The sequence below is a fragment of the Chryseobacterium fluminis genome, from assembly GCF_026314945.1.
Taxonomy (GTDB): Bacteria; Bacteroidota; Bacteroidia; order Flavobacteriales; family Weeksellaceae; genus Chryseobacterium; species Chryseobacterium fluminis.
On record NZ_CP111121.1, the window covers coordinates 4,539,476 to 4,562,745 of the forward strand.

General features: G+C 39.0%; 22 protein-coding genes. 8 read left to right on the top strand and 14 right to left on the bottom strand.

All coding sequences use genetic code 11. The features are described from left to right. Nucleotides 1–14: 14 nt before the first annotated feature. The 5 genes from ODZ84_RS20800 to ODZ84_RS20820 form a co-directional block, all read right to left on the bottom strand. Nucleotides 15–419 carry a hypothetical protein gene (locus ODZ84_RS20800; RefSeq protein ID WP_266174336.1) on the bottom strand — a complete coding sequence of 135 codons (405 nt, stop codon included), beginning with the start codon at nucleotides 417–419 and terminating at the stop codon, nucleotides 15–17. Nucleotides 420–422: 3 nt separating this feature from the next. Then, on the bottom strand, nucleotides 423–2,549 hold the full coding sequence (locus ODZ84_RS20805) for a S9 family peptidase (protein ID WP_266174337.1): 2,127 nt from the start codon (nucleotides 2,547–2,549) through the stop codon (nucleotides 423–425). A 23-nt stretch (nucleotides 2,550–2,572) separates the two neighbouring features. Continuing rightward, complete coding sequence (locus ODZ84_RS20810; RefSeq protein WP_266174338.1) at nucleotides 2,573–2,923, bottom strand: tellurite resistance TerB family protein; 351 nt, start codon at nucleotides 2,921–2,923, stop codon at nucleotides 2,573–2,575. Between the two features lie 63 nt (nucleotides 2,924–2,986). After that, complete coding sequence (locus tag ODZ84_RS20815; RefSeq protein WP_266174339.1) at nucleotides 2,987–4,099, bottom strand: BT_3928 family protein; 1,113 nt, start codon at nucleotides 4,097–4,099, stop codon at nucleotides 2,987–2,989. 5 nt (nucleotides 4,100–4,104) lie between these two features. Next, nucleotides 4,105–4,656 (bottom strand): DUF1599 domain-containing protein, encoded by a 552-nt coding sequence (locus tag ODZ84_RS20820; RefSeq protein WP_266174340.1) that lies wholly within the window; start codon nucleotides 4,654–4,656, stop codon nucleotides 4,105–4,107. A 210-nt stretch (nucleotides 4,657–4,866) separates the two neighbouring features. Here ODZ84_RS20820 and folP point away from each other — a divergent pair, with 210 nt between their 5' ends. Beyond that, nucleotides 4,867–5,733, top strand: coding sequence for a dihydropteroate synthase (gene folP / locus ODZ84_RS20825; protein WP_323136798.1), 867 nt, complete (start codon nucleotides 4,867–4,869; stop codon nucleotides 5,731–5,733). Nucleotides 5,734–5,837: 104 nt separating this feature from the next. On the opposite strand, the gene ODZ84_RS20830 is transcribed toward folP, so the two are convergent. From ODZ84_RS20830 to alaS, 4 genes are all read right to left on the bottom strand, one after another. Continuing rightward, nucleotides 5,838–7,307: a M20/M25/M40 family metallo-hydrolase gene (locus tag ODZ84_RS20830; RefSeq protein WP_266174341.1), complete on the bottom strand. Its 1,470-nt coding sequence runs from the start codon at nucleotides 7,305–7,307 to the stop codon at nucleotides 5,838–5,840. A 6-nt stretch (nucleotides 7,308–7,313) separates the two neighbouring features. After that, nucleotides 7,314–7,550, bottom strand: a complete 237-nt coding sequence (locus ODZ84_RS20835; RefSeq protein WP_266174342.1) for a hypothetical protein — start codon at nucleotides 7,548–7,550, stop codon at nucleotides 7,314–7,316. Between the two features lie 22 nt (nucleotides 7,551–7,572). Then, nucleotides 7,573–9,987, bottom strand: coding sequence for a hypothetical protein (locus ODZ84_RS20840; RefSeq protein ID WP_266174343.1), 2,415 nt, complete (start codon nucleotides 9,985–9,987; stop codon nucleotides 7,573–7,575). Nucleotides 9,988–10,164: 177 nt separating this feature from the next. After that, nucleotides 10,165–12,768 carry an alanine--tRNA ligase gene (alaS, locus tag ODZ84_RS20845; protein ID WP_266177420.1) on the bottom strand — a complete coding sequence of 868 codons (2,604 nt, stop codon included), beginning with the start codon at nucleotides 12,766–12,768 and terminating at the stop codon, nucleotides 10,165–10,167. Between the two features lie 364 nt (nucleotides 12,769–13,132). Between alaS and ODZ84_RS20850 the strand changes: the two genes are divergently transcribed. The 4 genes from ODZ84_RS20850 (at nucleotide 13,133) to msrB (ending at nucleotide 15,624) form a co-directional block, all read left to right on the top strand. Continuing rightward, nucleotides 13,133–13,687 (top strand): RNA polymerase sigma factor, encoded by a 555-nt coding sequence (locus ODZ84_RS20850; RefSeq protein WP_266174344.1) that lies wholly within the window; start codon nucleotides 13,133–13,135, stop codon nucleotides 13,685–13,687. Nucleotides 13,688–13,698: 11 nt separating this feature from the next. Then, on the top strand, nucleotides 13,699–13,971 hold the full coding sequence (locus ODZ84_RS20855; RefSeq protein WP_266174345.1) for a hypothetical protein: 273 nt from the start codon (nucleotides 13,699–13,701) through the stop codon (nucleotides 13,969–13,971). Between the two features lie 80 nt (nucleotides 13,972–14,051). Further along, complete coding sequence (locus ODZ84_RS20860; RefSeq protein ID WP_266174346.1) at nucleotides 14,052–14,507, top strand: DUF417 family protein; 456 nt, start codon at nucleotides 14,052–14,054, stop codon at nucleotides 14,505–14,507. Between the two features lie 10 nt (nucleotides 14,508–14,517). Beyond that, on the top strand, nucleotides 14,518–15,624 hold the full coding sequence (gene msrB / locus ODZ84_RS20865; RefSeq protein WP_408612447.1) for a peptide-methionine (R)-S-oxide reductase MsrB: 1,107 nt from the start codon (nucleotides 14,518–14,520) through the stop codon (nucleotides 15,622–15,624). A gap of 54 nt (nucleotides 15,625–15,678) precedes the next feature. Here msrB and ODZ84_RS20870 read toward each other — a convergent pair whose 3' ends face one another. The 4 genes from ODZ84_RS20870 to ODZ84_RS20885 form a co-directional block, all read right to left on the bottom strand. Continuing rightward, nucleotides 15,679–16,335 (bottom strand): hypothetical protein, encoded by a 657-nt coding sequence (locus ODZ84_RS20870; protein ID WP_266174347.1) that lies wholly within the window; start codon nucleotides 16,333–16,335, stop codon nucleotides 15,679–15,681. Continuing rightward, nucleotides 16,332–16,973, bottom strand: a complete 642-nt coding sequence (locus tag ODZ84_RS20875; RefSeq protein WP_266174348.1) for a hypothetical protein — start codon at nucleotides 16,971–16,973, stop codon at nucleotides 16,332–16,334. Before ODZ84_RS20875 ends, ODZ84_RS20870 begins: the two co-directional genes overlap by 4 nt. A 109-nt stretch (nucleotides 16,974–17,082) precedes the next feature. Continuing rightward, nucleotides 17,083–17,928 (bottom strand): ABC transporter permease, encoded by an 846-nt coding sequence (locus tag ODZ84_RS20880; protein ID WP_266174349.1) that lies wholly within the window; start codon nucleotides 17,926–17,928, stop codon nucleotides 17,083–17,085. A 2-nt stretch (nucleotides 17,929–17,930) separates the two neighbouring features. Next, nucleotides 17,931–18,833: an ABC transporter ATP-binding protein gene (locus ODZ84_RS20885; protein WP_266174350.1), complete on the bottom strand. Its 903-nt coding sequence runs from the start codon at nucleotides 18,831–18,833 to the stop codon at nucleotides 17,931–17,933. Nucleotides 18,834–18,949: 116 nt separating this feature from the next. Here ODZ84_RS20885 and ODZ84_RS20890 point away from each other — a divergent pair, with 116 nt between their 5' ends. From ODZ84_RS20890 to ODZ84_RS20900, 3 genes are all read left to right on the top strand, one after another. Continuing rightward, nucleotides 18,950–20,311, top strand: a complete 1,362-nt coding sequence (locus ODZ84_RS20890) for an ATP-binding protein (protein WP_266174351.1) — start codon at nucleotides 18,950–18,952, stop codon at nucleotides 20,309–20,311. A 121-nt stretch (nucleotides 20,312–20,432) separates the two neighbouring features. Further along, on the top strand, nucleotides 20,433–21,545 hold the full coding sequence (gene prfB / locus ODZ84_RS20895; RefSeq protein ID WP_266174352.1) for a peptide chain release factor 2: 1,113 nt from the start codon (nucleotides 20,433–20,435) through the stop codon (nucleotides 21,543–21,545). A gap of 84 nt (nucleotides 21,546–21,629) precedes the next feature. Beyond that, nucleotides 21,630–22,340 (top strand): DedA family protein, encoded by a 711-nt coding sequence (locus tag ODZ84_RS20900; RefSeq protein WP_266174353.1) that lies wholly within the window; start codon nucleotides 21,630–21,632, stop codon nucleotides 22,338–22,340. A gap of 47 nt (nucleotides 22,341–22,387) precedes the next feature. Here the strand turns inward: ODZ84_RS20900 and ODZ84_RS20905 are convergent, their stop codons facing one another. Further along, the gene (locus tag ODZ84_RS20905; protein WP_266174354.1) at nucleotides 22,388–23,257 is read right to left on the bottom strand and encodes an alpha/beta hydrolase; all 870 of its coding nucleotides are present in this window, start codon (nucleotides 23,255–23,257) and stop codon (nucleotides 22,388–22,390) included. Nucleotides 23,258–23,270: the final 13 nt, after the last annotated feature.

The following is a 23,270-nucleotide window of genomic DNA, read 5'->3' on the forward strand; positions in this document are numbered from 1 at the left end:
TTTTTTTGATTTATTTAATCTTCTTCTATTTTAGTATCAATAAAGGTATAGGTATCGTCTTTTTGACCTAATATATTTACTGACTGAAACCTGACATCACCATTCCCCAAAACTTCGTACGTATATTCATCCGTAACGTTATCTACGTTGTGGAGTTCATAGTACTTACCGTTGTTGGTCCACCATTTGCCGTTTTCAGTTCTCTGTTGCACATTGCCTTCTCTATCAATAGCCACGTACATCAGAATACTTTTTCCTTTTTCCAACCGGCACGAGATCCAGTATTTAGACATTCCGTCAATCTGCTTATTGTGTTCAGAGCCTTTGTAGCAACCCATCATTTTTTTGTCGTACTCTTTTTTTTGAGCGGTTATCCCTGTACCTATCATCAGGAGAGATATCATAAAAAGCTGTTTCATAATTTATTTGGTAATTCCTTCCAGTTTAAACATAAATGCATACACCAATGCGAGGTCCTTAAGATAATCGAATCTTCCCGAAGCTCCGCCATGACCGTAATCCATGTCTGTTTTTAGCAGAAGTACATTTTTATCTGTTTTCATATCTCTTAATTTGGCAACCCACTTAGCAGGCTCGAAATACTGAACCTGGGAATCATGCAGGCCTGTGGTTACCAGAATATTCGGATATTTTTTCTTTTCTACATTTTCATAGGGAGAGTAGGATTTCATGTAAAAATAGGCTTCCTTATTGTTGGGATTTCCCCACTCATCATATTCATTGGTCGTCAAAGAAATGCTTTCATCCAGCATGGTATTCACCACATCTACGAACGGAACCTGTGAGATAACACCATTCCATAAATCGGGACTCATATTAACTACGGCACCCATCAGCAACCCTCCCGCGCTTCCGCCCTGGGCATACAAATGTTTTGGAGACGTATATTTTTCTTTAACCAGATACTCACCGACACTGATGAAATCGGTAAACGTATTCTTCTTTTTCATCATTTTGCCATCCTCATACCATTGCCTCCCCATTTCCTGGCCTCCCCGGATATGAGCAATCGCAAAGGCAAAACCTCTGTCCAGAAGGCTCAGTCTCGTACTGCTGAAACTTGCATCCATCGAGTTTCCGTAAGAACCGTAAGCATAGAGTAGAAGAGGACTGTTTCCATTCTTCTGATATCCTTTTTTATAGACAATGGAGACCGGAATTCTTGTTCCGTCTTTTGCCGTGGCAAAAAGTCTTTCGGTGATGTAATTTTCCTTATTGTAACCCCCGAGAACTTCCTGTTGTTTTAATAATGTTCTCTTTCCTGTTTTCAGATCCTGCTCAAACTGAGAACTGGGTGTGATCATGGAAGTATAACCGAAACGGAAATTATCGGTATTGTACTCAGGATTGCCTGACGGATAAACAGTATACGTAGGCTCGTCAAACTTCAGGAATTCTTTTTTACCTGTTTTTCTGTCATAAATCGCCAGTTGTGACAATCCGTTCTGTCTTTCGCTGAACACCAGGAAATTCTTAAACTCACTGATTCCTTCCATCAGCACCTCTTTTCTGTGCGGAATAAAATCTTTCCAGTGATCTATACCGGTCTTATCCAAAGGTGTTTCCATCACCTTGAAATTTAAAGCATCTTTATTGGTTGTGATGAGGAATTTATCTTCCAAAGCTGTGACATCATACAGTACATCTTTTATTCTCGGCTGGAAAACTTTAAATGTTCCGTTGGGTTGAGCAGCATCCAGATATCTTGTCTCCGATGAGGTAGTGGCTCCGGAGTAGATCATAATGAATTTTTCATTCTTCGATTTTCCGACCCCTATATAATTCGATTTGTCTTTCTCCTCATATACCATCGCGTCTGCGGAAGAAGCCGTTCCCAGCGTATGTCTGAAAATTTTCTCAGTTAAAAGCGTTTCAGGATTTTTTCCGGTGTAGAAAATGGTTTTGTTATCATTGGCCCAAACCGCAGTTCCCGTGGTGTTTCTGATACCAAGATCTGTTGTTTTTCCAGTTGATAAATCTTTTAAAATTAATTTGTATTGCCTTCTGGACACATCATCCACACCATAAATCAATTTTGTATTATCGGGACTGATGCTGAAGCCGGATGCTGAGAAATAAGCATGTCCTTCGGCAAGCTGGTCAACATCCAGAAGGACTTCTTCAGGAGCATTAAGATTTCCTTTTTTCCGGCAATATTTAAAATACTGCTTTCCTTCTTCGGTGCGGGTATAATAATAATATCCGTTTTTAAAGCTTGGTACAGATTCGTCTTTTTCTTTAATCCGGGCTTTCATTTCTTTGAAAAGCTGTGCTCTGAAAGGTTCTGTATCTTTCATCATACCGGTCCAGTAATTGTTTTCAGCCTTTAGGTAATCGACGACCTTGGTCGAATCTTTTCCTTTTTTAAAATAATCGATCATCCAATAATAGGGATCATTCACTCTATCTCCATGGATTTCTCTGATATGTTCCTGCTTCTCAGCTGTCGGAGATTTAAGGTCCGGGAACTTTTGTGACTGAAAGGTAACTGTACTCATTACGAATAGGGATAAATAAATTTTTTTCATCGTTATATATTTTTTTTATCAGTTTAATCCAGGTTCCAGAGACTTTTTAAATGTTTATAGAAGCTATGCTCTTCATCGGTTACCTGGTTGTCCGCCTTTATTAATGTTTTGGCAAACTGAGCAAACTTTTTACGTTCTTCCTCTGTCGAATCATCCTTGAAACAACCGGCATGAAATTCAAAGTGATTTTTCCACTCGTCTGGCTGCAGCATCGCAAGGGTATCCAGTTCGTCATCAAGATCTATTCTGAAAGGGAATTCATCTGCAAGGTACTGTTGGATCACCATTCCTTCTTCAGGAGCGAAATCTCCGTCTACAGAAGAAAGGATCATTAATAAGTGGTATCCGGCGATTGATTTATTTGATTTTTGCATTGTTGAATGTTTAGTTTAAAAATTTTATTTCAAGTTTAGGGATAAGACTGAGCAAGCAACGTATTATTTTACGTAATCTTTTGCAGGCTGCTTATCTGTAATTTTTCCGTTCTGTAAAATTAAAACAAAAGGATTGCTTCTGGCAATGGTTTTTATGGCCGTCCCGTCCATCATCATATTTTTGATGGTCTTAAAAGTATTCGGATCCGTAGAAACACCGTAGAGCACATCAGCTTTTTCCGCTTTTACTTTAGCCTCAAGCTTCTGAAGCAATTCGGGCGAGACCTCTTTCGGATGATACGAAAATACCAATACCGCTTTCGGAGCATTAATCACCTGATCGGTAACGTCCAGCCCCGTAGGATCTTCGATTTTAAATTTTACGATTTCAGACTTATAGCCTTCCTTTACCAGAACAGATTCATTTTTTCCGTCTTCGATTTTCCAAGGAGAGCCTTCTGCCCAGTATTCTGTTTTCTTAATATAATCGTCCTGATTTACTTTCTTTACTTCTCCCGTCTTCTGGTTTTTAAGAGAGTAAAAGGTTTTATATTCAGATGGATTTTTATTGATTTTACCCTTTTCGGCTTTTAAATCGGTTCCTGTTTTATAATCCCGGAAATCAATCATCGGTTCATGCATAATGCCCTGAGCCATAATATAGATCATTATCAGGGAAAACAGTCCCAGTATCCAGTACTTAAATGTATCGGAAGCCTTTTTTCTGCGGTCAAAAGTATAAGCATCTTTCTTCTTAAAATCTTTTCTGTGAAGGATAAATACGGCAATTAACCCGATCAGAAGCACCACATCTTTCACAAAGCTCTGCCAGGGTGTAAACTTAATGGCATCGCCAAAACAGCCGCAGTCTGTGACTACATTGTAATAAGCTGAATAAAACGTCAGGAATCCAAAGAATATACAGAGCGCAATTAATGCTGAAAGGGTAAACTTAAGTTTCAGCTTTATCAAAAGCATACATCCTAACAGAAGTTCCAAAACCACCACAATGATTGAAAAAAGGAGTGCAAATTTTTCCAGGAACGGCATATTGAAAACCGGAGGAGAAAAATACTCTTCCATTTTGAAAGAAAAACCTACCAGATCCACTGCTTTTACAAACCCTGAAAGGATAAATATAACAGCAATAACGAAACGTAATAAACCTTTGATCATATGAATTAGTTTTGGGGTTCTTTTTCCGAGAATTTTATCAGGCAGAAAACAGCATAATTAAGCATATCAAAATAATTGGCATCCAGACCCTCCGATACAATGGTAAGCCCCTGGTTATCTTCTATCTGTTTGGTTCGTAATACTTTCTGGTAAATAAGATCGGTAATCGAAGAAATTCTCATATCCCGCCACGCTTCTCCGTAGTCATGGTTCTTTCTTTCCATCAGGGCTCTGGCTTCATGCGAGTAGTGATCATAAAGTTTCATGATTTCTTCCTTATTTTCATTAAAATCATTTGAAAAACCTTTCTCCAGCTGAATAAGTCCTATAATAGAGTAGTTCACCACGGCAATGAATTCACTTTCTTCACTCTCATCTACCATCTTTTTATCAGTCATCTGTAAGGTACGGATCCTGTTAACTTTAATGTAAATCTGATCCGTGATGGAGCTTGGCCTTAAAACCCGCCACGCCGGACCGTAATCCTGCAGCTTTTTGCTGAATAATTCCCGGCATTCACCGATCACTTTCCCGAACTGTACTGATGTTTCTGACATAAATTCTCTTAAACTTTCAAATATACAAAATAGGTTTCAGTTTTCAGGTTTCAGAAGAGGAGTTTTGGGCGATAATGGCAGAGAATCCTGGACTGACAAGTTAATGTTTCGCATGATTCTGAATGAATAAAAGTTTTCATGATCAACGGGAATTACTTAATCAATCTTAAACTTTTAGTTTAATTTTGCCGGAAATTAAATTCTTTTCTAATGTCCGCAACAAATCCGTTGGTTCCGAATGGTAACCCTCGCACCCATACAATTAACTGTAATGGAGGACTGGTCGATTTATCAGCGCCGAAAATCATGGGCATCCTGAATCTTACCCCCGATTCATTTTCTGACGGAGGAAGGTTTAATAATGAAACAGCAGCTTTGAACCACGCCGAAAAACTTATCAGAGAGGGTGCGGAAATTATTGATATCGGTGCACAGTCTACCCGTCCGAATGCTGAGTTTCTGACTGCTGCTGAAGAAATAAGAAGAATCGGATCTGTGATCGCAGGCATTAAAAAAGAATTTCCGGAAACATTGATTTCGCTGGATACTTTTTATGCAGAAACCGTAAAATTCGGCTACAGCGAAGGAATTGATATCATTAACGATATTTCCGGCGGACAGTATGATGAACAGATGTTGGCTTCCTCAGCTGAGACAGGACTTCCATATATTTTAATGCATGTGAATCCGTCATATGAAACCATGCACAACAAAATACATTTTGAGGATATCACTCTTTCCGTGAACCGTTATTTTTCTGAAAAAACAAATGAACTTTTAGAAAAAGGAATTGTCGATATCATTATTGATCCAGGTTTTGGCTTCGGGAAGACAGTGGAAGACCAGATGAAAATGATCGATGAGGTCGGATACCTTGGTTTCGGAAAATTTCCTTTATTAATTGGGATTTCAAGGAAATCTTTTATTTATAAACCTTTGGGCAAATCTGCTCTGGACATCAATGAAGAAACGCAAAAGCTGCATATGAAAGTTCTTAAACAGGGCGCCCGGATTCTGCGGGTACATGATGTGAAAGCCGCAAAGGAAACGCTTAATCAGTTTTTAAGGCTTTCATAAGCTTAAAATATACATTATTTCACGATGTCCTGAGCATTTGAAATAGTAAAGCTGAGTAAGATACCCAGCTTTACTATATCAGTGATAATGAACACGCACTTTGACTACCGTTCCAGGGTAAAGTCAGAGAGGACCTTGGGACGCACGTCTTCATTGGCTACTTTCCAGGAAGTCCGATACATCCATTCAGTCATTTTAAAGAGTTTTTTATAATTAATGTTTTCAGATTCATCCTGCGGCGTATGATACTGATCGTGCAGGACACTGGTGAAGAATATCGCTGGAATTCCGGCTTTCGCATATGGAAGATGGTCGCTTCGGAAATAGAAATATTCCGCGTGTTTCGGAGAATCCCAGTCCTTCAGATATTTGAATTTCGCACTTTCGTCATTGGCTTTTTCAGCCATTTTCACCAGCTCTTCAGAGTTTTTATGAGGTGCATTGCCTCCTAAAAGGGCAGCTTCATTATTATCATTCCTTCCGATCATATCTCCGTTTAAGACGGCAACAATATTTTCTTTCGGAACTACAGGATGAGCGGCATGCCATCTTGAGCCTAACAATCCCCGCTCTTCAGCACCGTGGAAAACAAACAGAATGCTTCTTTTGCCGGGTTGCTTTTTATAGGCTCTTGCCATGGCCAGCATTGCGACACACGTGCTGGCATTATCATCGGCACCGTTGTAGATAGTGTCGTTTTTTACAGGATGCCTGATTCCGTCATGATCCTGATGGCCGCTTAGCAATACGTATTCGTTCTTCAGTTCAGGATCGGTACCTTCTATTTTTCCGATAACATTTACAGATGGATATTTGTAGGTTTCAGTAATGAGGTGAAGAGAAGCAGAAGGGTTATTTTTTACCCAGGCTGCATTTTCCCTTTTGATCCATAACACCGGAATATGATCCGTTACTTTTTCTCGCAATCCTTCGACACCATAACTTCCTCTTGTCATTTGCGGAAGTACCTCAGCCCAGCTTTTATCCGCAGTGTCATCGGTAATAAAAATAATTCCCTTTGCTCCGAGTTCCAGCGCTTTGGTGTAATATTTTGTTCTGATAAATCCGGGATATCGTCTGACGAAAAGAGTCATGTCACGGTCGATATTTTTATCAGAAGCATGTACGGCAAGTATTTTTCCTTTGATATTCAATTTAGAAAGTTCTTCAGGTTCAGCATTTCCCGCATAGAGAACATCAGCAACCAGATTCGAGTTAACAGGTTCGGCGACCAGAAAATCTTTCCATAGGGTCAGCGGCTGGTTTCCGATTTTTAGTGTCGTCTGCGGAAGGACCTGGTGCCTGTACATATTAAAATACTGGAAGAAAGTCCCGTTGTCTCCTGCAGGTGCCATCCCGGCTTCTTTGGCTTTATCGGCCAGCCACATCGATACTTTCAGTTCATCCAGCGTTCCGGCTTCACGACCCCAAAACTGGTCTGCTGCCATTTCAAACATATCTTTTCGGAGATCAGTTTCTTTGATCGCGGAAACCAGTGGTTTCGGATAGGACTGTGCATGTCCGGTCGCGAAAATAAATAGCCCGGCAAGAACTGCAATACATCTCTTTCTCATTTAAATTTAATTAAGGTTAGCCAGTTTATCAGCAAACTGTTTTGAAAACTCTTTTCGGTCCTCTTCCAGTTTTTCCTGATTTGAAGGTAATATATAATTGAAAAGAATTTTGTCTTCCTGATCTAAAAAAACTATTTCCTTTTCTTCTCCGTCGATCATCTGTGCGAAAATTTCCCACATCGAAGTATCTTTTAGTTTTAAAAGCTCAAAAAACTGTTCTGCCTGTATTTGTATTGATTTCATGATGTAATATTTTATAATCAGATTAAAACTCCAATAGTTTCAGCTTAAACTGGATGGCAAAATTCTGCTTAAAATTTGGAGTGGTATAATATCCAACCCTGTAAAATAATCCTAAATTAAAATAGGTAGAAAGAAAGTTACTCCATTCCAGGCCTACTTCCTGATAAAGGTGATCCAGCTTCCGATACCTGAACTGGTGGTATTCCGGATGTTTCATGTCTCCGATGGTTCCCCTCAGCACAAAATCGAAACTCGAAACATTTTTTCCGAAGCTCTTGAAGTAGAAAGGAAGCTTATGAGTGAAGTAATAAGCGATGAATTTATTATTGTAATATTTACCTCCTTCCAGTGTTGCAAAACCGAGGAATGAGGTAAGGTTGAAATTAAAATCTTTGCTTGGCGAAGCAAGTCCGTTCATGGTAAAGTTTTTCCAGATAGGAGCATCACCGAACACCATGCCTCCGTATAACCGGAATCCTGTAGTTCCGATCCTTGTTTTAAAATTGTGAACAAAAAGAGCATCAAAACGGGTATAGTTAAAGTCTCCGCCCAAAATTTTATAGCTCTGTTCATAGTTAAAATAGAGCTCAGGATATTTCTGGTCGATCAGAGATTTTCCCTGGGGGGTCATGATGTTCGTGGAATTCGGAGAGTATTTCAGGGTGAAAAGCGTATTAAAATTATCAAATGCAGCACCCCTCTCTCTGAACTGATAATCAAAAAGGGCTTCCTCAAAGTTTCTTCTTGCCGCGAAAACCAGTGTCAGCCCGTTCGTAACATCATTCAGATAGGAGACAGAAGCACCTCTGATGTGGTAATATCTGTCATTATTGATGTTGTTCCCGTAGTTGGCCATTTTCATTTTAAAGTTCCACAGTCTTCGGTAGAATTCTCCGGACGCTAATACATCATCGTAATAATCCACTCTGAAAAATGAATTTTTGTCGAGACTGGTTTTAATGTCCAGTCCGATTCCGTATTTCCATTGGTCGTCCTTAAATCCATAAGCAAAATAATAATCCGGTGAAAAATAAGGATTGAATGTCTCATTGAGCTTTGCCTTTAAACCGACTCTGAAACCTTCATATGAGTTGAAGTTTACGATTTCGTCTACGGCAAAATCTACCACGCCTGTCCGGATCTGTCCGTTGATTAACCCTGTGAGTACACGCGCTTTATTATCGATATTATAGATTTTTCCGAGGCTGTCGATCGTGGTGTAGGTATTTCTTTCCCTTTCGGTAAGCGGATCGGTCCTGTATCGGTCGAGTGTCTTTCCGTCAGCATTTTTTACCGAAAAAGTATACCCTTTAAAGTCATTGCGATTTTCTTCAACCGGCGACCGGAAATCGAAATATTTTGATGTCAGAAAAGCATAAGTTCCGAAGCTTTTTTTGTCTTTTCTATAATCTTCGTTTTCAGCATTTTCTTTCGGTTCTTCTTCCATCGCCATTCTGCTCATTCTAAGTTTTACGGTTTCATTGGAAAGAAACCACTTGTTGTTGTAAAAAATCCAGGTACTGGCGATGATGCCGTCGTTTTTTACTTTGCTGAAGTTTTCGATTTTCTTGATCCCGTACGTTTCCGTATCGATGTAAATCGTTCCGTTGTATTTTCTTTTTTTATCCTGTTTCCGGTAATTGACTTCCCTGAAGCGAATGACGAAATTTTTTCTCCCGTCCATTTCAATCGTATCAGTCAGAAAAAACCGGTACAATCCCCTGTTTTCCTGCTTCAGCTGGTTGGGAAGCTTATCCCTGTTGCTTTGCTGCATGGCGATCATCTCATAGATCGGCTGTTTAAGACCCGAGATTCTGTTGTCGAGGATCGTAATCTTTTCGCCATATTTCTTTGAGTACAGAAATTCCTGAGCCCGTTCCCATAAGAACAGCTTGCTTCGGGAAAATATCTTTCGCGCAGAGATATTATTTAAAGAATCTTTTTCCCTTTTCTTTTTAAATAGGGTTTTGTCTTCAAAAAACTGCGCAAACTGTGAGATGCTGTCTTCATCAATGTCCAAAGATATTTTTTCGTACGATTTATAAGAATAAGAATGAAGCGTTTTAGGAGAATTCTCCCTGAATAGCTGATTAACCTTTTTTAGAATTTCCAATGCCCTGGGATCACTCTTGTCTTCCAGGACAACCATTTCTATAGAAGTTGTTTTAGAATCGGTACGAAGCAGGGAAACATTCATATTTTCTTCTGCAGTAACCGTTTCTTTCTGATAGTTTTCGGCTTCAATGCGGATATTTTTGCATTTGGACTTAAACTCCAGATATCCCTGCCGGTCTGTATGTCCCAGTATTTTACCGTTGCAAAGGACCCTGGCGCCGGAAATGGGAACATCATTGCTTTCATCTGCAACCCTGATTTTCGATTGTGAAAAACCAAAAACAGAGATTAAGAAAAATATAAACAGTAAAACCCTTTTCATTTAAAAAATACTCCGTCAAAAGTACTAATATTTATTGTGTTGGAAAAGTTTTGTTAATGGATATTAATGGTATCCACCTTTAGGATTATCCTGAACAGTAATAGAAAAACGTCCGGAATTTCCGGACGTTTCTTTATATAAAATTTTAATGTAAAACCTGTTTTAAACCTCAAGCCATTAAATGTTCAGCGCTTTCTGATAGGCACTTTCAAGACCTTCGAGATTTTTTCCTCCGGCCGTTGCGAAGCCCGGATTTCCGCCTCCTCCGCCCTGGATTTCTTTCGCTAAATCTTTCACGAGAGCACCCGCCTGATAACGGGCTGCCAAATCATCCGAAACCCCCACAGTGATCATCGGTTTTCCGTCTGCATCAGAAAGAATGATGGTCACCGAAGTCGGAATTTCTTTCTTCAGCTGGAATACGATATCTTTTACAGAACCTGCGTCCAGAGAAGTCTTTTTCACTAAAAGCTGTTTGTCACCCTTCTGTTCGTAAGCGTTTTTCCAGTCGCCGATTTCACCTTTGGCTTTTTCTCTTTTCAAAGCATCAACTTCAGATTTTAGTGCTGTATTTTCCTCGATCAGTTTTTCGACAGCGCGTACCATATCTTTAGATCTTAACAAATGGGAGAGCTCAGTAACCTGCTGTTCCAGGTTTTTGAAATATTCTTCCGATTTATCTCCTGAAATTGCCTCGATTCTTCTGATTCCTGCAGCTGCGGAACTTTCAGAATTAATTTTAAAATGACCGATCTCACTGGTGTTTTTTACATGCGTGCCTCCGCAAAGTTCTTTGGAGCTTCCAAACTGGATCATTCTCACGCTGTCCCCGTACTTTTCCCCGAACAGAGCCATTGCTCCTTTGTCAATCGCTTCCTGGATCGGGATGTTTCTGAATTCCTGCAATGCAATATTTTCTTTGATTTTTGCATTTACTTTTTCTTCAATCAGCGCCAGTTCCTCCTCCGTCATTTTGCTGAAATGAGAGAAGTCGAAACGAAGATAGTCGGGACCTACATAAGAACCCTTCTGCTCAACATGAGTGCCTAAAACCTCTCTTAGAGCCTCATGCAGCAGGTGAGTTACCGAGTGGTTTGCCTGAGAGTTCTTTCTTTCTGCAGCGTTCACTTTAGCGTAGAACAGTGCACCGGCATCTTTCGGGAGACCGTTGATTAAAGAAATAATCAGTCCGTTTTCCTTTTTTGTTTCCAGAACTTCTAAGCTTTCTACGGCATTTTCAAGAACGCCTTTATCACCGACCTGTCCACCACCTTCAGGATAGAAAGGGGAATTGCTCAGCACAACCTGATAAAATTCTCCGTCTTTATTTTCTACTTTTCTGTATCTTGTAATATAGGTTTCGGCCTCGGTCTGGTCATAGCCCACAAAGTTTTCGGGTTTTTCCTCTAAGGTCACCCAGTCGTATACTTTCTGGGCAGAGTCAGCTTTTGAACGGAGTTTCTGTTTCTCCATTTCGGCTTTAAAGCCTGCTTCATCGATGGTAAGTCCTTTTTCCTCTGCGATAATTCTTGTTAAATCATCCGGGAAACCATACGTATCATATAATTCGAAAACCTCTTCGCTTGGTAAAACCTTCGACTGGCTTCCGATTGTCTGCTGAATTAATTTTTCAACCCTGATCAATCCGGTTTCAATCGTTTTTAAGAAAGATTCCTCCTCACTTTTAATAACTTCGGTTACCAAAGTTCCCTGTTTTTCCAACTCCGGGAAGAAAGCTCCCATCTGTTCCTGTAAAACAGCAACCAGTTGATAAAGGAACGGTTCTTTCATCTCTAAAAATCGGTAAGAATAAGAAATCCCCCTTCTTAAAATCCTCCTGATCACGTAACCCGCTCCTCCGTTTGAAGGCAGCTGTCCGTCTGCGATTGCAAAGGAAACCGCTCTGATGTGGTCTACTACAACTCGAATGGCAATATCTTTTTCATTATCTAAAATCCCGGTGTATTTTTTGCCGGAAAGCTCCTCCACTTTAGCAATTAAAGGGGTAAATACGTCGGTATCATAGTTGGAAGATTTCCCCTGAAGCGCCATACAAAGACGTTCGAAACCCATTCCGGTATCCACATGCTGAGCAGGAAGTTTTTCCAGGGAACCATCTGCTTTTCTGTTGAATTCCATAAAAACAAGATTCCAGACTTCCACGACCTGGGGGTGATCGTTATTCACCAGTTCAAGTCCGGAAACTTCAGCTTTTTCTTCAGCAGTTCTTAAATCCACATGTATTTCAGAACAGGGTCCGCAAGGTCCGCTTGCCCCCATTTCCCAGAAATTATCTTTCTTATTCCCGTTGATAATCCTGTCTTCAGAAATGTGAGATCTCCAGAAATCATAAGCATCCTGATCCCTGGCAAGATTCTCGGAAGCATCTCCTTCAAATATCGTTACGTACAGGTTTTCCTTTGGAATTCCATATACTTCAGTCAGCAATTCCCAGGCAAAAGCAATAGCCTCTTTTTTAAAATAATTACCGAAAGACCAGTTCCCCAACATCTCAAACATGGTATGATGATACGTATCTCTCCCCACATCATCCAGATCATTATGCTTCCCTGAAACCCTCAGGCACTTCTGGGTGTCGGCAATTCTTGGGGCAGTGGGTGTCTTGTATCCTAAGAAAAAATCTTTGAACTGCGTCATTCCCGAGTTGGAAAACATGAGTGTGGGATCGTCTTTCAGAACGATAGGAGCCGAAGGAACGATAAGGTGGTCTTTACTTTTAAAATAATCTAAAAATTTCTGACGGATCTCTTGTGATGTCATCATGATCTATATTGCTTTGCTTTTTTACAAATTTTGATAAGATGCAAATTTAATGTTTTTGGGTGATTTAATATCAAATATTTGACATTTTGAAAAGATATCTGTCTGCAATCGGATGTGTTTTCCGGAGCTTTTTCCCGCTTTTCATTGCAATTCCTCGTGGCGCGGCTCCACTTCGTTCCGCCGCTTCACTGCGGGATTTTCATTACAATCGGGGCTAGGGGAAGGATACTGTTAAATAACACCAGGCTAAAAATGATCGGATTTTCTCCACCTTTAAGGAGTAAAGTGCTTATACTGAATATTTTTTGCAGTTTACCATTTAACTTATTATATTCGTTATGATCTGAAAGAAAAAGCATACATGATGAAAAACACAACACTGAAAAATTGGGTAGAACAATATTCCGGACCGCTTTTGAGAAGAGCTGCATATCTGCTGTCAGATAAAACAGAAGCAGAAGATATCGTTCAGGAAGTTTTTGTTGCCGCATTTTCCTCATATGATTCCTTTGATGGGAAAAGTAAGCCGCTCACCTGGCTTATGGCTATTTTAAATAGAAAAGTGGCCGATTTTTACCGGAAAAAGTATAAAACTGAACCCAGCATAAAATTAGACCATTTTTTTGATGAAAGCGGTTTTTGGAAAAATAATGATGTCCTCAATGCCTGGAATGTTTCGAACGCAGAAGCTGAACTCCTGGACAATACAGATTTCAGTAAAACCATGGAAGATTGTATCGAAGATTTGCCGGTCAGATGGAAAATTCCGATGAAAATGTACTACCTCGAAGAGAAAAAAGCACCTGAAGTGAGTCAGGAACTGAATATTTCCAGGACTAATCTCTGGAAGATTTTACAACGAAGCCGGATGCAGCTGCGCGAATGTCTGGAATTTAACTGGTTTATCAAACTATAAAGGAATAAAAAATGCTGAAAAAATTTATAAACATCATGTTTCTGTCATGTTGTGAAGCCACTTTGCTTATGGAAAAACGCTGTGCCGAAGACATTTCTCCAAAAGAAAACTTCAGGCTCAGTCTGCATATCAGAATGTGTAAATGGTGCAGAATATACCAGGAAAAACTGGAAATTTTAGATGGAATCCTGAAAAGAAAACTCTTTCAGGATGGAAAAACTAATATTAATCAATATGATATTCAGTTACTTAAAGATAAGATTATTAAAAATTTGAATATTTAAAAAGAAATATTGTCCTGATTTCGAAGTTCTTCCGACTATATTTTTTAAGAAATAATTATTTATTTAAATAGATGATCAGAATGAACGGAAGAACATTACAGACTAAGAAAAACCGTATGGGCAGGATCGGATACTACCTTTCTCTCTTCTCCACCTCACTTATTCTGCTGTGGATCGGAGCTTTTAAGTTTACGACTACAGAAGCGAATGCCATAAAACCACTAGTAGAAAACCATTTTCTGACTTTTTTCGTATATGATATTATAAGTGTTCAGACCGTGTCAAATGCTATCGGAGTGATAGAAATTATCATTGCATTACTTTTACTGTTTAGTGTGAAATTTGCATCACTCAGAACCTATGCGGCCCTCGGAATGATTGTGATTTTCCTGACCACCCTGAGCTATTTAGTGACCACTCCGGGAATATGGAAAATCGTGGATGGTGTTCCGGTAACGGACTTTTTTATTCTGAAAGACCTGATGTTTTTAGGATTTGGCTTAATGATTTTAAATGAAAAAAATGGATACAAATAAAAAGATAAAAATGAAGAACCTATTGGTATTACTGGGAACGTTTCTGGGAATCGCCGTGTTTGCTGCGAGTTGCGGAGATTCAAAAACGATGAGGACAGCAGAAACGAATAAAGAAAACGAGACGATTATGAATAATAAAAATGTAAAGGAGGTATATTTTGCAGGAGGGTGCTTCTGGGGCACGGAACATTTTTTCCAACAGATTAGGGGCGTTGTAGGTACGGAAGTAGGCTATGCCAACGGAAATAAAACGAATCCTACTTATGAAGAGGTAATTAGTCACACAACAGGTTTTGCGGAAACGGTAAAAGTGAAATATGATCCCGAGCAGGTAGATCTGAAACTCCTGATTGATCTGTATTTTAAAACAATTGATCCTACAAGCCTTAATAAACAGGGAAATGACCGTGGAGATCAATACAGAACAGGAATTTATTCCACAGATAAAGAAACGGAAGCGATTGTAAAAGCTGAAGTTGAAAAATTGGCAAAAAACTATAGTAAGCCGCTTGTTGTTGAAACCATTCCTCTGAAGAATTTCTACAAAGCAGAAGATTATCACCAGGATTATCTGGATAAAAATCCGGGAGGATACTGCCACATCGAGCCGGAACTTTTTGAAATGGCCAAAAATGCCAATCCACTACCCAAAAAAGAGACAAATAAAATGAAATATAAGAAACAGGATAAAGCGGCTCTTAAGAAAGAATTAACAGCAGAACAATATAAAGTTACGCAGGAAAACGGTACCGAAATGCCTTTCCAAAATGAATATTGGGATGAAACCCGGGAAGGAATATACGTGGATATTACCACCGGGGAGCCTTTATTTATTTCAACGGATAAGTTTGAGTCCGGCTGCGGATGGCCAAGTTTTTCGAAACCAATTACCAAAAAACTGGTTGATGAAAAATTAGACCGGTCAGCAGGAATGACCCGAGTGGAAGTAAGAAGTAAAACCGGAGATGCCCATTTGGGACACGTCTTCAATGACGGACCGGAGGACAAAGGCGGACTCCGCTACTGCATCAATTCTGCTTCTCTGAAGTTTATCCCCAAAGCAGAAATGGATAAAAAAGGATACGGAGAATATATTTCTCTTCTGGAAAAAAAATAAAAGTGATATTTAAGTGAAAAGGTGATTGAAGGGCTGCTGAAAGGCAGTCTTTTTTTATAGTGCAAATCGTTCTTTAATACTTAGCATCGACATATTCACGAAAAGCAGAAAACCGAAAACAATATAATAAGCAGCTTTCGGAAGTTTAGAAATATTTTCAAAAAAAGTCCTGTAAGAATCCCTCCTGATAAAATCTAAAACTGATGCTCTGACAGATGTATCCTCATAAACTATCGTATCATTACAAAGCAGGCATTTAAATTCTTCTTCCCTGGCATTGGGGTCGATATAATTTACACCCGCAAACAGATGTCCGGTTTCCCCTATATCTAAACCATAAGTCTCGTGTCTGGCAATAGCCATGTCATTGAGCAGGGATGCGAGATCTCCATAGGTATTATTGTTGTCCAGAATAAATTCGATTCCGGTATTTTTTTCGTTTCTCTGATTAAGCTTTTTAAGTTCGGAAACATAAAATGCTGAGTTTTCTTTTGCTTTGGCAGGTACCACTTTAATCTTCATGTAATCCCAATTTCTGTAAGGTTCGAAAGAATATATCGAATGTACCGCTCCTCTTTCTAATTTTGCGGGAAGTCCCATATCCATAATATTGTACTTTGTTATATCAACATAAGGATTGATGTAATACCAGAACAGCACAGGAATAACCAAAGCACTCGCTAACCCCGGGAAATAATATATTTTTTTCATTTAAATGTTTTTTTTAACTGCAGATTTTCTTTGATGCTGAACATGGAAATATGTAAAAATATCAAAAACCCGAAAATGATGTAGTAGGTCTGCTTAGGAACATGATTAATATAGGTTTCAGGTTTAAAAAAATTTAAAGCAGCTTTTTTTAAATCATCAATATAGACTATACACCCCCTGATGGAACCATGGCCAGGTTCAGCTATATTGGGGTCTTTATAAAAATGAACGGCAAAAATATGATTTGTCTTATCTATATCCACTCCAAAATTTTCCTGTTTCGAAATCTGCATCGCTTCTATTAACGCAATAAAATCCTGATAGTTATTCCGATCATCAATGACAAACTCAATTCCGGTTTCCTTTTCATTCCTGACCTGAAGTTTTTTCAGTTCCGAAACATAATATTGCTGATTCTGTAAAGCGGTATTGGGCTGAACAATGATCTTCTTATAATCCCAGTTTCTGTAAGGCTCAAAAGAATTTATTAAATCTGTCATTCCTTTCTTCGGTTTTGCAGGAAGGCCCAGATCCATTACTGTATATTGCGGATGAACGCTCTGATTTCCATAATACCAGAACAGTGCAGGGATAATCAGGGCACTGATCAGTCCTGGAACATAATATATTTTTCGCATAGATCCCATGAGGATAAAAGTAATAAAAAAATTGATTCATCAATTCTTTAATACCCAAAAAAAAGTGGTTCATTTGAACCACTTTAATTTATATTTTTGAACTAACGGGTTACCAGTCTCTCTTTCTTAGAATCCAGTATGATCCTAAAATGAAAACAGCACACCAGGCAAGACAGGCGATAAGGCTTTCCGTAGGATAGTGGAATTCGTATTTCAGACCCATCATTTTAGCCATATTCAACCTCATCATTGGGTTGGGAATAAGGCTCGACATACTTTCCAACGGTAAAAGATGAGATACAAAAAAGTCATTTTGCAGGATTTCATTTCTCTGGGCACCCTGCATTCCTTTTACTTTCATGAAGACTTCTGCAGTAGATAGAACACCTTCCACAATCCAGAAAATAAAAACAGCAAGAAAAACAAAAACCGATTTTCTCAGTAAGACGGAGAGAAACATCAGGAAGCAAAAGAACGTAAATAACTTGACAAAATAATTTCCGATGAAGAAAATTTCCTCGAAAACCCTGTCAGATGAGGTCACTGTAGAATATTGATAACCTAAGAACAGCGTGATGGCAAATACGATAAGCGTTGAAATAATGGTAAAGATACCGATCGTCAGTAATTTTGAACCTATGAATTCTTCTCTGCTCAATCCATCAATAATATTCTGTTTAAACATCCGGTCACTGAATTCCTGACAGATTGAAAAAACAATGATGAGACCGAGGAAAATTTTCAGTAAACCAACGATCCATGTCGTAAAATTCCATATTTCAGGAAAATTGTAGATCCCCTGTTCTTTTAAGTTGATCGTGCCTCCGAAAAGATCAAAATCAATTAATCCGATAAATAGCAAAGCAGTAAGAATTACAAAATAGAGGAGGGTGAATACCCTGAATGGTTTGTAGTTCAGGTTTTTATAATATTCTAATTTTAATAGTTTATTCATGGTTACTTTGTGTTTTTTACAAGTTCTAGGAATTGAGTTTCAAGAGACTGTTTTTTCCTGGTCAGATGAGAAAGGAAGATCCCTTTTTCAGCCAGTTTTTGATTTAATGCTGAGGCTGAAACCGAAGCATCATCCCTGATCTGAGCTTTAATAAGTTCGCCATCCTGATTGACAACCGTAAACCACTGGAGTTCGGTCAGAGCACTTAACAGTAAGGTGTTATTATCTGCTTTTAATTCAAAATATCCGTTATCGGCGGTCATTTCATCCACTCTTCCGGAATAGATCGAATTGCCTTCTTTCAGCACAATGACATGGCTGCATATTTTTTCAATCTCATCCAGCAGATGGCTTGCAATAATAATGGTGATACCCTGTTTGGCAATATTGGTGATGATATCCCGGATCTGGATAATACCTTCAGGGTCCAGTCCGTTGGTGGGCTCATCCAAAATCAATACCTCAGGATTGTTCAGCATGGCTGAAGCTATAGCAAGACGCTGTTTCATTCCCAAAGAAAAAGTTCTGAACGTATCTTTTCTTCGCTCATACAAATGAACGGTTTTTAAAACTTCCTCAATTCGCTGGTAAGAAGTCCCTTTAATTTCAGCAACGATTTTAAGATTAGTTTCAGCACTCAGATAAGGATAAAAATTGGGCTGCTCAATGATGGCTCCGATTTTTTTCAGAGTGTCGGGGTCCGTTCCTTTTTTACCAAACCAGTACCAGTCTCCGCTGGTAGGGTTAATGGTTGAAAGCAGCATTCCGAAAGTAGTGGATTTTCCGCTTCCGTTGGGGCCCAGTAACCCATAAACATTCCCTTTTTCAACATCAAAGGAGATATTATTGACGACGACTCTTTTGAATTTTTTTGTCAGATTCTTTACTGATAAAATTTTTTCCATGGAATTTGTTTTACCTAGTAGTAGTCTGTATTCGGTACGAAATGTTACAGAAATATCATAAATCAATTTAAATTGAGCTTAAAATAGATTAAATTTGGTAGAATTAATCGGTAGTTATGAAGTTAATCGAATTGGCAGAAGAGCTGAAGGTTTCTGCGGAAGCTATAAAACAGTTTATTCAGGATTTTGACCTTGAGCTTGGGGTCTGCATCAGTACAAATTTTGAAGTAAAAGACGATTTTGAAAAGTTTGCCCGCGAAAATCTGGAATTTCTGAGACTTTATGAAAAAGATCTCGACAAAAATAAAACGCTGGAGCAGATTGCAGAAACAATCAACAAACCTAAAGATAAGGTCGAAAAAGTGATCAAAGAAGCGGATCCCAATATCTTTGATAACGGTTTTTTCAAATCCTCCATTTCCAGCTACGGAATAGATAATAAACTGGGAGGAAATTACCAGTTTGTTTACGATTACTTTGGGCATAAAACCAGTCTTCAGCACAGAGACTTTATCGGATACAGAGACCTATTTTTCTATATTTCAGAAGTACTGGAGCCATTTTTAAATCCGCAGCAGATCAAAGACTGGGGCATCAATAAGCCCGCCGGAATTATTCTTTACGGTCCTCCCGGAAGCGGAAAAATTTTCTGGGCCAATAAAATTGCAGAAATTATAGGATACCAGTTTAAGGAAGTGAAGAAACATTATATGGGAACCTCATTTGTAGACGGTAACAGAACCAGCTTCAACGACTTTCTGCTGACTATGATGAAGAATGATAAAGTCCTGCTTTTTATGGATGATTTTGATGAAATCATGATGGAAAGAAAAGCCGAAACAGACGTTGCTTCATGTAACCTCGAGACCCAGGAAATTATTCTTCATTATATCGGAAAATTCCAGAAGGAGGATCTTCTGATGGTAGGATCTGCCAATAGTCTTTCTGAAATAGATGAAGAGATACTGGCGCCGGGAAGGTTTGATGTAATGATTCCCATTTTCCCTCCCAATGCAGCCGAAAGATCTGAGATCATTCTGTATGCCATGACAAAAGATCTGGAAAAAGATGCTTTGCTTTATAAAATCCTTAAAAACAATAAAGCAGATAAAATCCCTTTCTGGCAGGCTATCTCTTCCCAAATGAAAGTGTTCAGCAATACCATGCTGATTGATTTTACCCAAAGTCTGAAAAAAAGAATTAAAAATCTGTATCAGAAAACAAAAAATGAAAATCTGAAAATAGACCAGAATATACTGGAAAGAGCTTTAAGGGATGCAGCCGGAAAGCTTACCGAAGAATATTTAGACCAGATTGCAAGATTTTTAAGCGATGCGGTTATTAATAATTTTGATGATTTTCAATACAGAATCCAGGCTTTGAAAAAAGAATTGGACAGTTATAGAATTGTGGAACAACCGCCAAGGGAAATTGGTTTTCAGCATAATGGGGAGAATGACGGTAAAAGTCAGGGGTAGATGATCTGCTGACAGTTACCAATATATGACGGAATTCTGCAGTTAATATTAATTCCGCTTCCCCCTGTCAAAAATATCATCACTTACTTTTTATTCTTATTTTTGCAAAAAACAAACATTCGTGATCAACAACGACCAGATAAAAGAAGTTCAATCAAGGATTGACGACCTCCATAAATATCTTCAGATTGATAAAAAGAAGATAGAAATAGCCAATGATGATGAAAAAACGGCAGCCCCTGAGTTTTGGGATAATCCTAAAACGGCAGAAGTATTCCTGAAGCAGCTGCGCTCTAAGAAGAAATGGGTGGAAGATTATGACGACATCAATACTCAGTTTGAAGATCTGCAGGTATTGGCAGATTTTGCAAAGGAAGATCCGGATTCTGAAAAAGAACTGGATGAAACTTTTCCGAAGTTATTGGAAAAGATTGAAGATCTTGAGTTTAAAAATATGCTTTCCAACGAAGGAGATGAGCTTTCCGCAGTCCTCCAGATCACTGCCGGTGCCGGCGGTACGGAAAGCTGTGACTGGGCGGCGATGCTGATGAGGATGTACACCATGTGGTCTGAAAAACAGGGGTATAAAATCCGTGAACTCAATTATCAGGAGGGTGATGTTGCAGGCGTAAAAACCGTGACCTTAGAGATTGAAGGCGAATTTGCTTTTGGATACCTGAGAGGCGAAAACGGCGTTCACCGTCTGGTAAGAATTTCACCTTTTGATTCCAATGCCAAACGTCATACAAGTTTCGTGTCAGTTTATGTATATCCTTTGGTGGACGATACGATTGAAATTAACATCAATCCAGCGGATATTTCATTCGAAACCATGAGATCTTCCGGAGCAGGAGGGCAGAACGTAAACAAGGTGGAAACGGCTGTCCGTCTTCGCCATGCCCCGACAGGAATTATCATCGAAAACTCAGAGTCGCGTTCGCAGCTTCAGAATAAGGAAAAAGCGATGCAATTGCTTCGTTCCAGACTATACGAAATGGAGCTGGAAGAACGTCTGAAAGCCCGTAATGAGATTGAAGCCAATAAGATGAAGATCGAGTGGGGAAGCCAGATCAGAAATTACGTGATGCATCCTTACAAACTGGTAAAAGATGTACGCTCGGGACATGAGACTTCAGATGTGGATGCGGTAATGAACGGAAACCTGACGCCATTCCTTAAAGCATTTCTGATGGCTGACGGAACGGCCGTTTCCGATGATGACATGGACCTGTAGAAATCATATGGAGATTTGTTAAAAACTTATAATTAATTTCCTTTTGAATTTTATTAAGCTTATTTTTGTTACTTATCAATACGTATGGAAGATTTCACAAGTTGGAAGGAATTATTAAACCCAGAATTTTACATTAAATTAGGAGGATTTTGGTTGATTCTGTTTATTATTTTTGCCGAAACCGGTCTTTTTATAGGCTTTTTTTTACCGGGAGATTCGCTACTGTTTGTTTCGGGAATTTATGCGGTAGATATTATCAAAGAGACTTTTGGTTCAACGGGGAGCGATCTTTTAGACACCACGATTTTAGCATCAGCGGTTGCACTGGCTGCCATCATAGGGAATGAAGTTGGATATTACTTTGGAGTAAAAACAGGACCTGCCCTTTATAAAAAGCAGGATACCATGCTTTTCAAGAAAAAATATCTGTACCAGGCACATAATTTCTTTGAAAAACACGGGGCTCTGGCGGTAATTATGGCAAGATTCTTACCGGTAGTCAGAACGTTTACGCCCATCGTTGCAGGTATTGTGAAAATGGATAAGAGAGAATTTTTAAGAGATAATGTCATCGGAGCCGTTTTGTGGTCTTTCTTATTGATCTTTGCAGGACATTATCTGGATAAGCTGTTTATGGATCAGTTTGAAATTGATCTTAAAAAGAAACTGGAGCTTATTATAATTGTCATTGTATTAGTGACGACTTTACCCATCATTATTAAGTTTTTATTTGGTAAGAAAGAAGATCTTTCCAAATATGAAAATCATTTCGAAAACAAGAGTGAAGAAGAGTAACAGATCATCTTCAATTAATTATATGGTAACCTGCTAAGAAAAGCAGGTTATTTTTTTATCCATTCCAGAATATGGGGATAAATGATGCTGTCTCTTTTCTTTTTACTGAAAAACCGGGGAGCGTGTCCCGTATTCTTCATAAATACTAACTGATGGGGAATCTTCTTTGCCTGCAGGGCCGAATCCAAGGCCAGCCCCTGGCGCTGATTCACCAGGAAATCCTGGTTTCCCTGAAACAACAAAGTTGGGACATCAGAAATATTGGCCACCGGACTTGCTTTCCGGAACTCGTCGGATAAATTTTTTCTGTCGAATCTGACACCTACGACTTTCTGAATAGTGGGAGCACTGTATTTTGAGTAAAAAGAGTCCAGATACTCTTTAGAATAAAAGTCGGTGGGTCCGCTTAACGAAATGATCTTTTTGATCTGATCAGGATGACGGTATCCGTATAATAAGGCGAGATGTCCTCCGGCGCTTTCACCAAGAAGAATATAATGGTCAGGTTGTAATTCTGCCTTTTTTGCCAGGGAATTGAATTTTTTAATGGCTTCAGCAATATCTTCCAGCTGTTCTTTATACGTTATTTTCTTGGATTTTGATACAAGCCTGTAATTCATGTTGATGCTCGGAATATTGTTCTTAAAAAGCATTTTCTGAATCTGTATCATATGCTCTTTTCTGCCGTATTTCCATGCTCCTCCGTGTATCAGCAATACTACAGGTGAATCTTCTGCATAATCTGAAGGGAGGAAAACATCCATCTTCTGTCTCTTATGCTCTCCATAATTGAGATTATAAATTTTCTGATCATTGTTGGTGCCTACCCAGACTCTGAATCTTGTATTGCATGAACTGAGGATAAAACCAAGACTTCCCATTACGAAAAAATGATACCTGAGAATTAATTTTTTCATACGCTAAATTAGT

Excerpts from the sequence above, each read along its gene's own strand:
- ODZ84_RS20855 (WP_266174345.1), top strand. The coding sequence starts at position 13,699 with ATGCTGAAAAAATTTATAAACATCATGTTTCTGTCATGTTGTGAAGCC.
- ODZ84_RS20880 (WP_266174349.1), bottom strand. The coding sequence starts at position 17,928 with ATGAATAAACTATTAAAATTAGAATATTATAAAAACCTGAACTACAAA.
- msrB (WP_408612447.1), top strand. The coding sequence starts at position 14,518 with ATGAAGAACCTATTGGTATTACTGGGAACGTTTCTGGGAATCGCCGTG.
- ODZ84_RS20850 (WP_266174344.1), top strand. The coding sequence starts at position 13,133 with ATGATGAAAAACACAACACTGAAAAATTGGGTAGAACAATATTCCGGA.
- ODZ84_RS20815 (WP_266174339.1), bottom strand. The coding sequence starts at position 4,099 with ATGATCAAAGGTTTATTACGTTTCGTTATTGCTGTTATATTTATCCTT.
- ODZ84_RS20860 (WP_266174346.1), top strand. The coding sequence starts at position 14,052 with ATGAACGGAAGAACATTACAGACTAAGAAAAACCGTATGGGCAGGATC.
- ODZ84_RS20840 (WP_266174343.1), bottom strand. The coding sequence starts at position 9,987 with ATGAAAAGGGTTTTACTGTTTATATTTTTCTTAATCTCTGTTTTTGGT.
- alaS (WP_266177420.1), bottom strand. The coding sequence starts at position 12,768 with ATGACATCACAAGAGATCCGTCAGAAATTTTTAGATTATTTTAAAAGT.
- ODZ84_RS20890 (WP_266174351.1), top strand. The coding sequence starts at position 18,950 with ATGAAGTTAATCGAATTGGCAGAAGAGCTGAAGGTTTCTGCGGAAGCT.
- ODZ84_RS20800 (WP_266174336.1), bottom strand. The coding sequence starts at position 419 with ATGAAACAGCTTTTTATGATATCTCTCCTGATGATAGGTACAGGGATA.
- ODZ84_RS20835 (WP_266174342.1), bottom strand. The coding sequence starts at position 7,550 with ATGAAATCAATACAAATACAGGCAGAACAGTTTTTTGAGCTTTTAAAA.
- ODZ84_RS20805 (WP_266174337.1), bottom strand. The coding sequence starts at position 2,549 with ATGAAAAAAATTTATTTATCCCTATTCGTAATGAGTACAGTTACCTTT.
- ODZ84_RS20810 (WP_266174338.1), bottom strand. The coding sequence starts at position 2,923 with ATGCAAAAATCAAATAAATCAATCGCCGGATACCACTTATTAATGATC.
- ODZ84_RS20830 (WP_266174341.1), bottom strand. The coding sequence starts at position 7,307 with ATGAGAAAGAGATGTATTGCAGTTCTTGCCGGGCTATTTATTTTCGCG.
- ODZ84_RS20900 (WP_266174353.1), top strand. The coding sequence starts at position 21,630 with ATGGAAGATTTCACAAGTTGGAAGGAATTATTAAACCCAGAATTTTAC.
- ODZ84_RS20885 (WP_266174350.1), bottom strand. The coding sequence starts at position 18,833 with ATGGAAAAAATTTTATCAGTAAAGAATCTGACAAAAAAATTCAAAAGA.
- folP (WP_323136798.1), top strand. The coding sequence starts at position 4,867 with ATGTCCGCAACAAATCCGTTGGTTCCGAATGGTAACCCTCGCACCCAT.
- ODZ84_RS20870 (WP_266174347.1), bottom strand. The coding sequence starts at position 16,335 with ATGAAAAAAATATATTATTTCCCGGGGTTAGCGAGTGCTTTGGTTATT.
- ODZ84_RS20820 (WP_266174340.1), bottom strand. The coding sequence starts at position 4,656 with ATGTCAGAAACATCAGTACAGTTCGGGAAAGTGATCGGTGAATGCCGG.
- ODZ84_RS20905 (WP_266174354.1), bottom strand. The coding sequence starts at position 23,257 with ATGAAAAAATTAATTCTCAGGTATCATTTTTTCGTAATGGGAAGTCTT.
- ODZ84_RS20875 (WP_266174348.1), bottom strand. The coding sequence starts at position 16,973 with ATGCGAAAAATATATTATGTTCCAGGACTGATCAGTGCCCTGATTATC.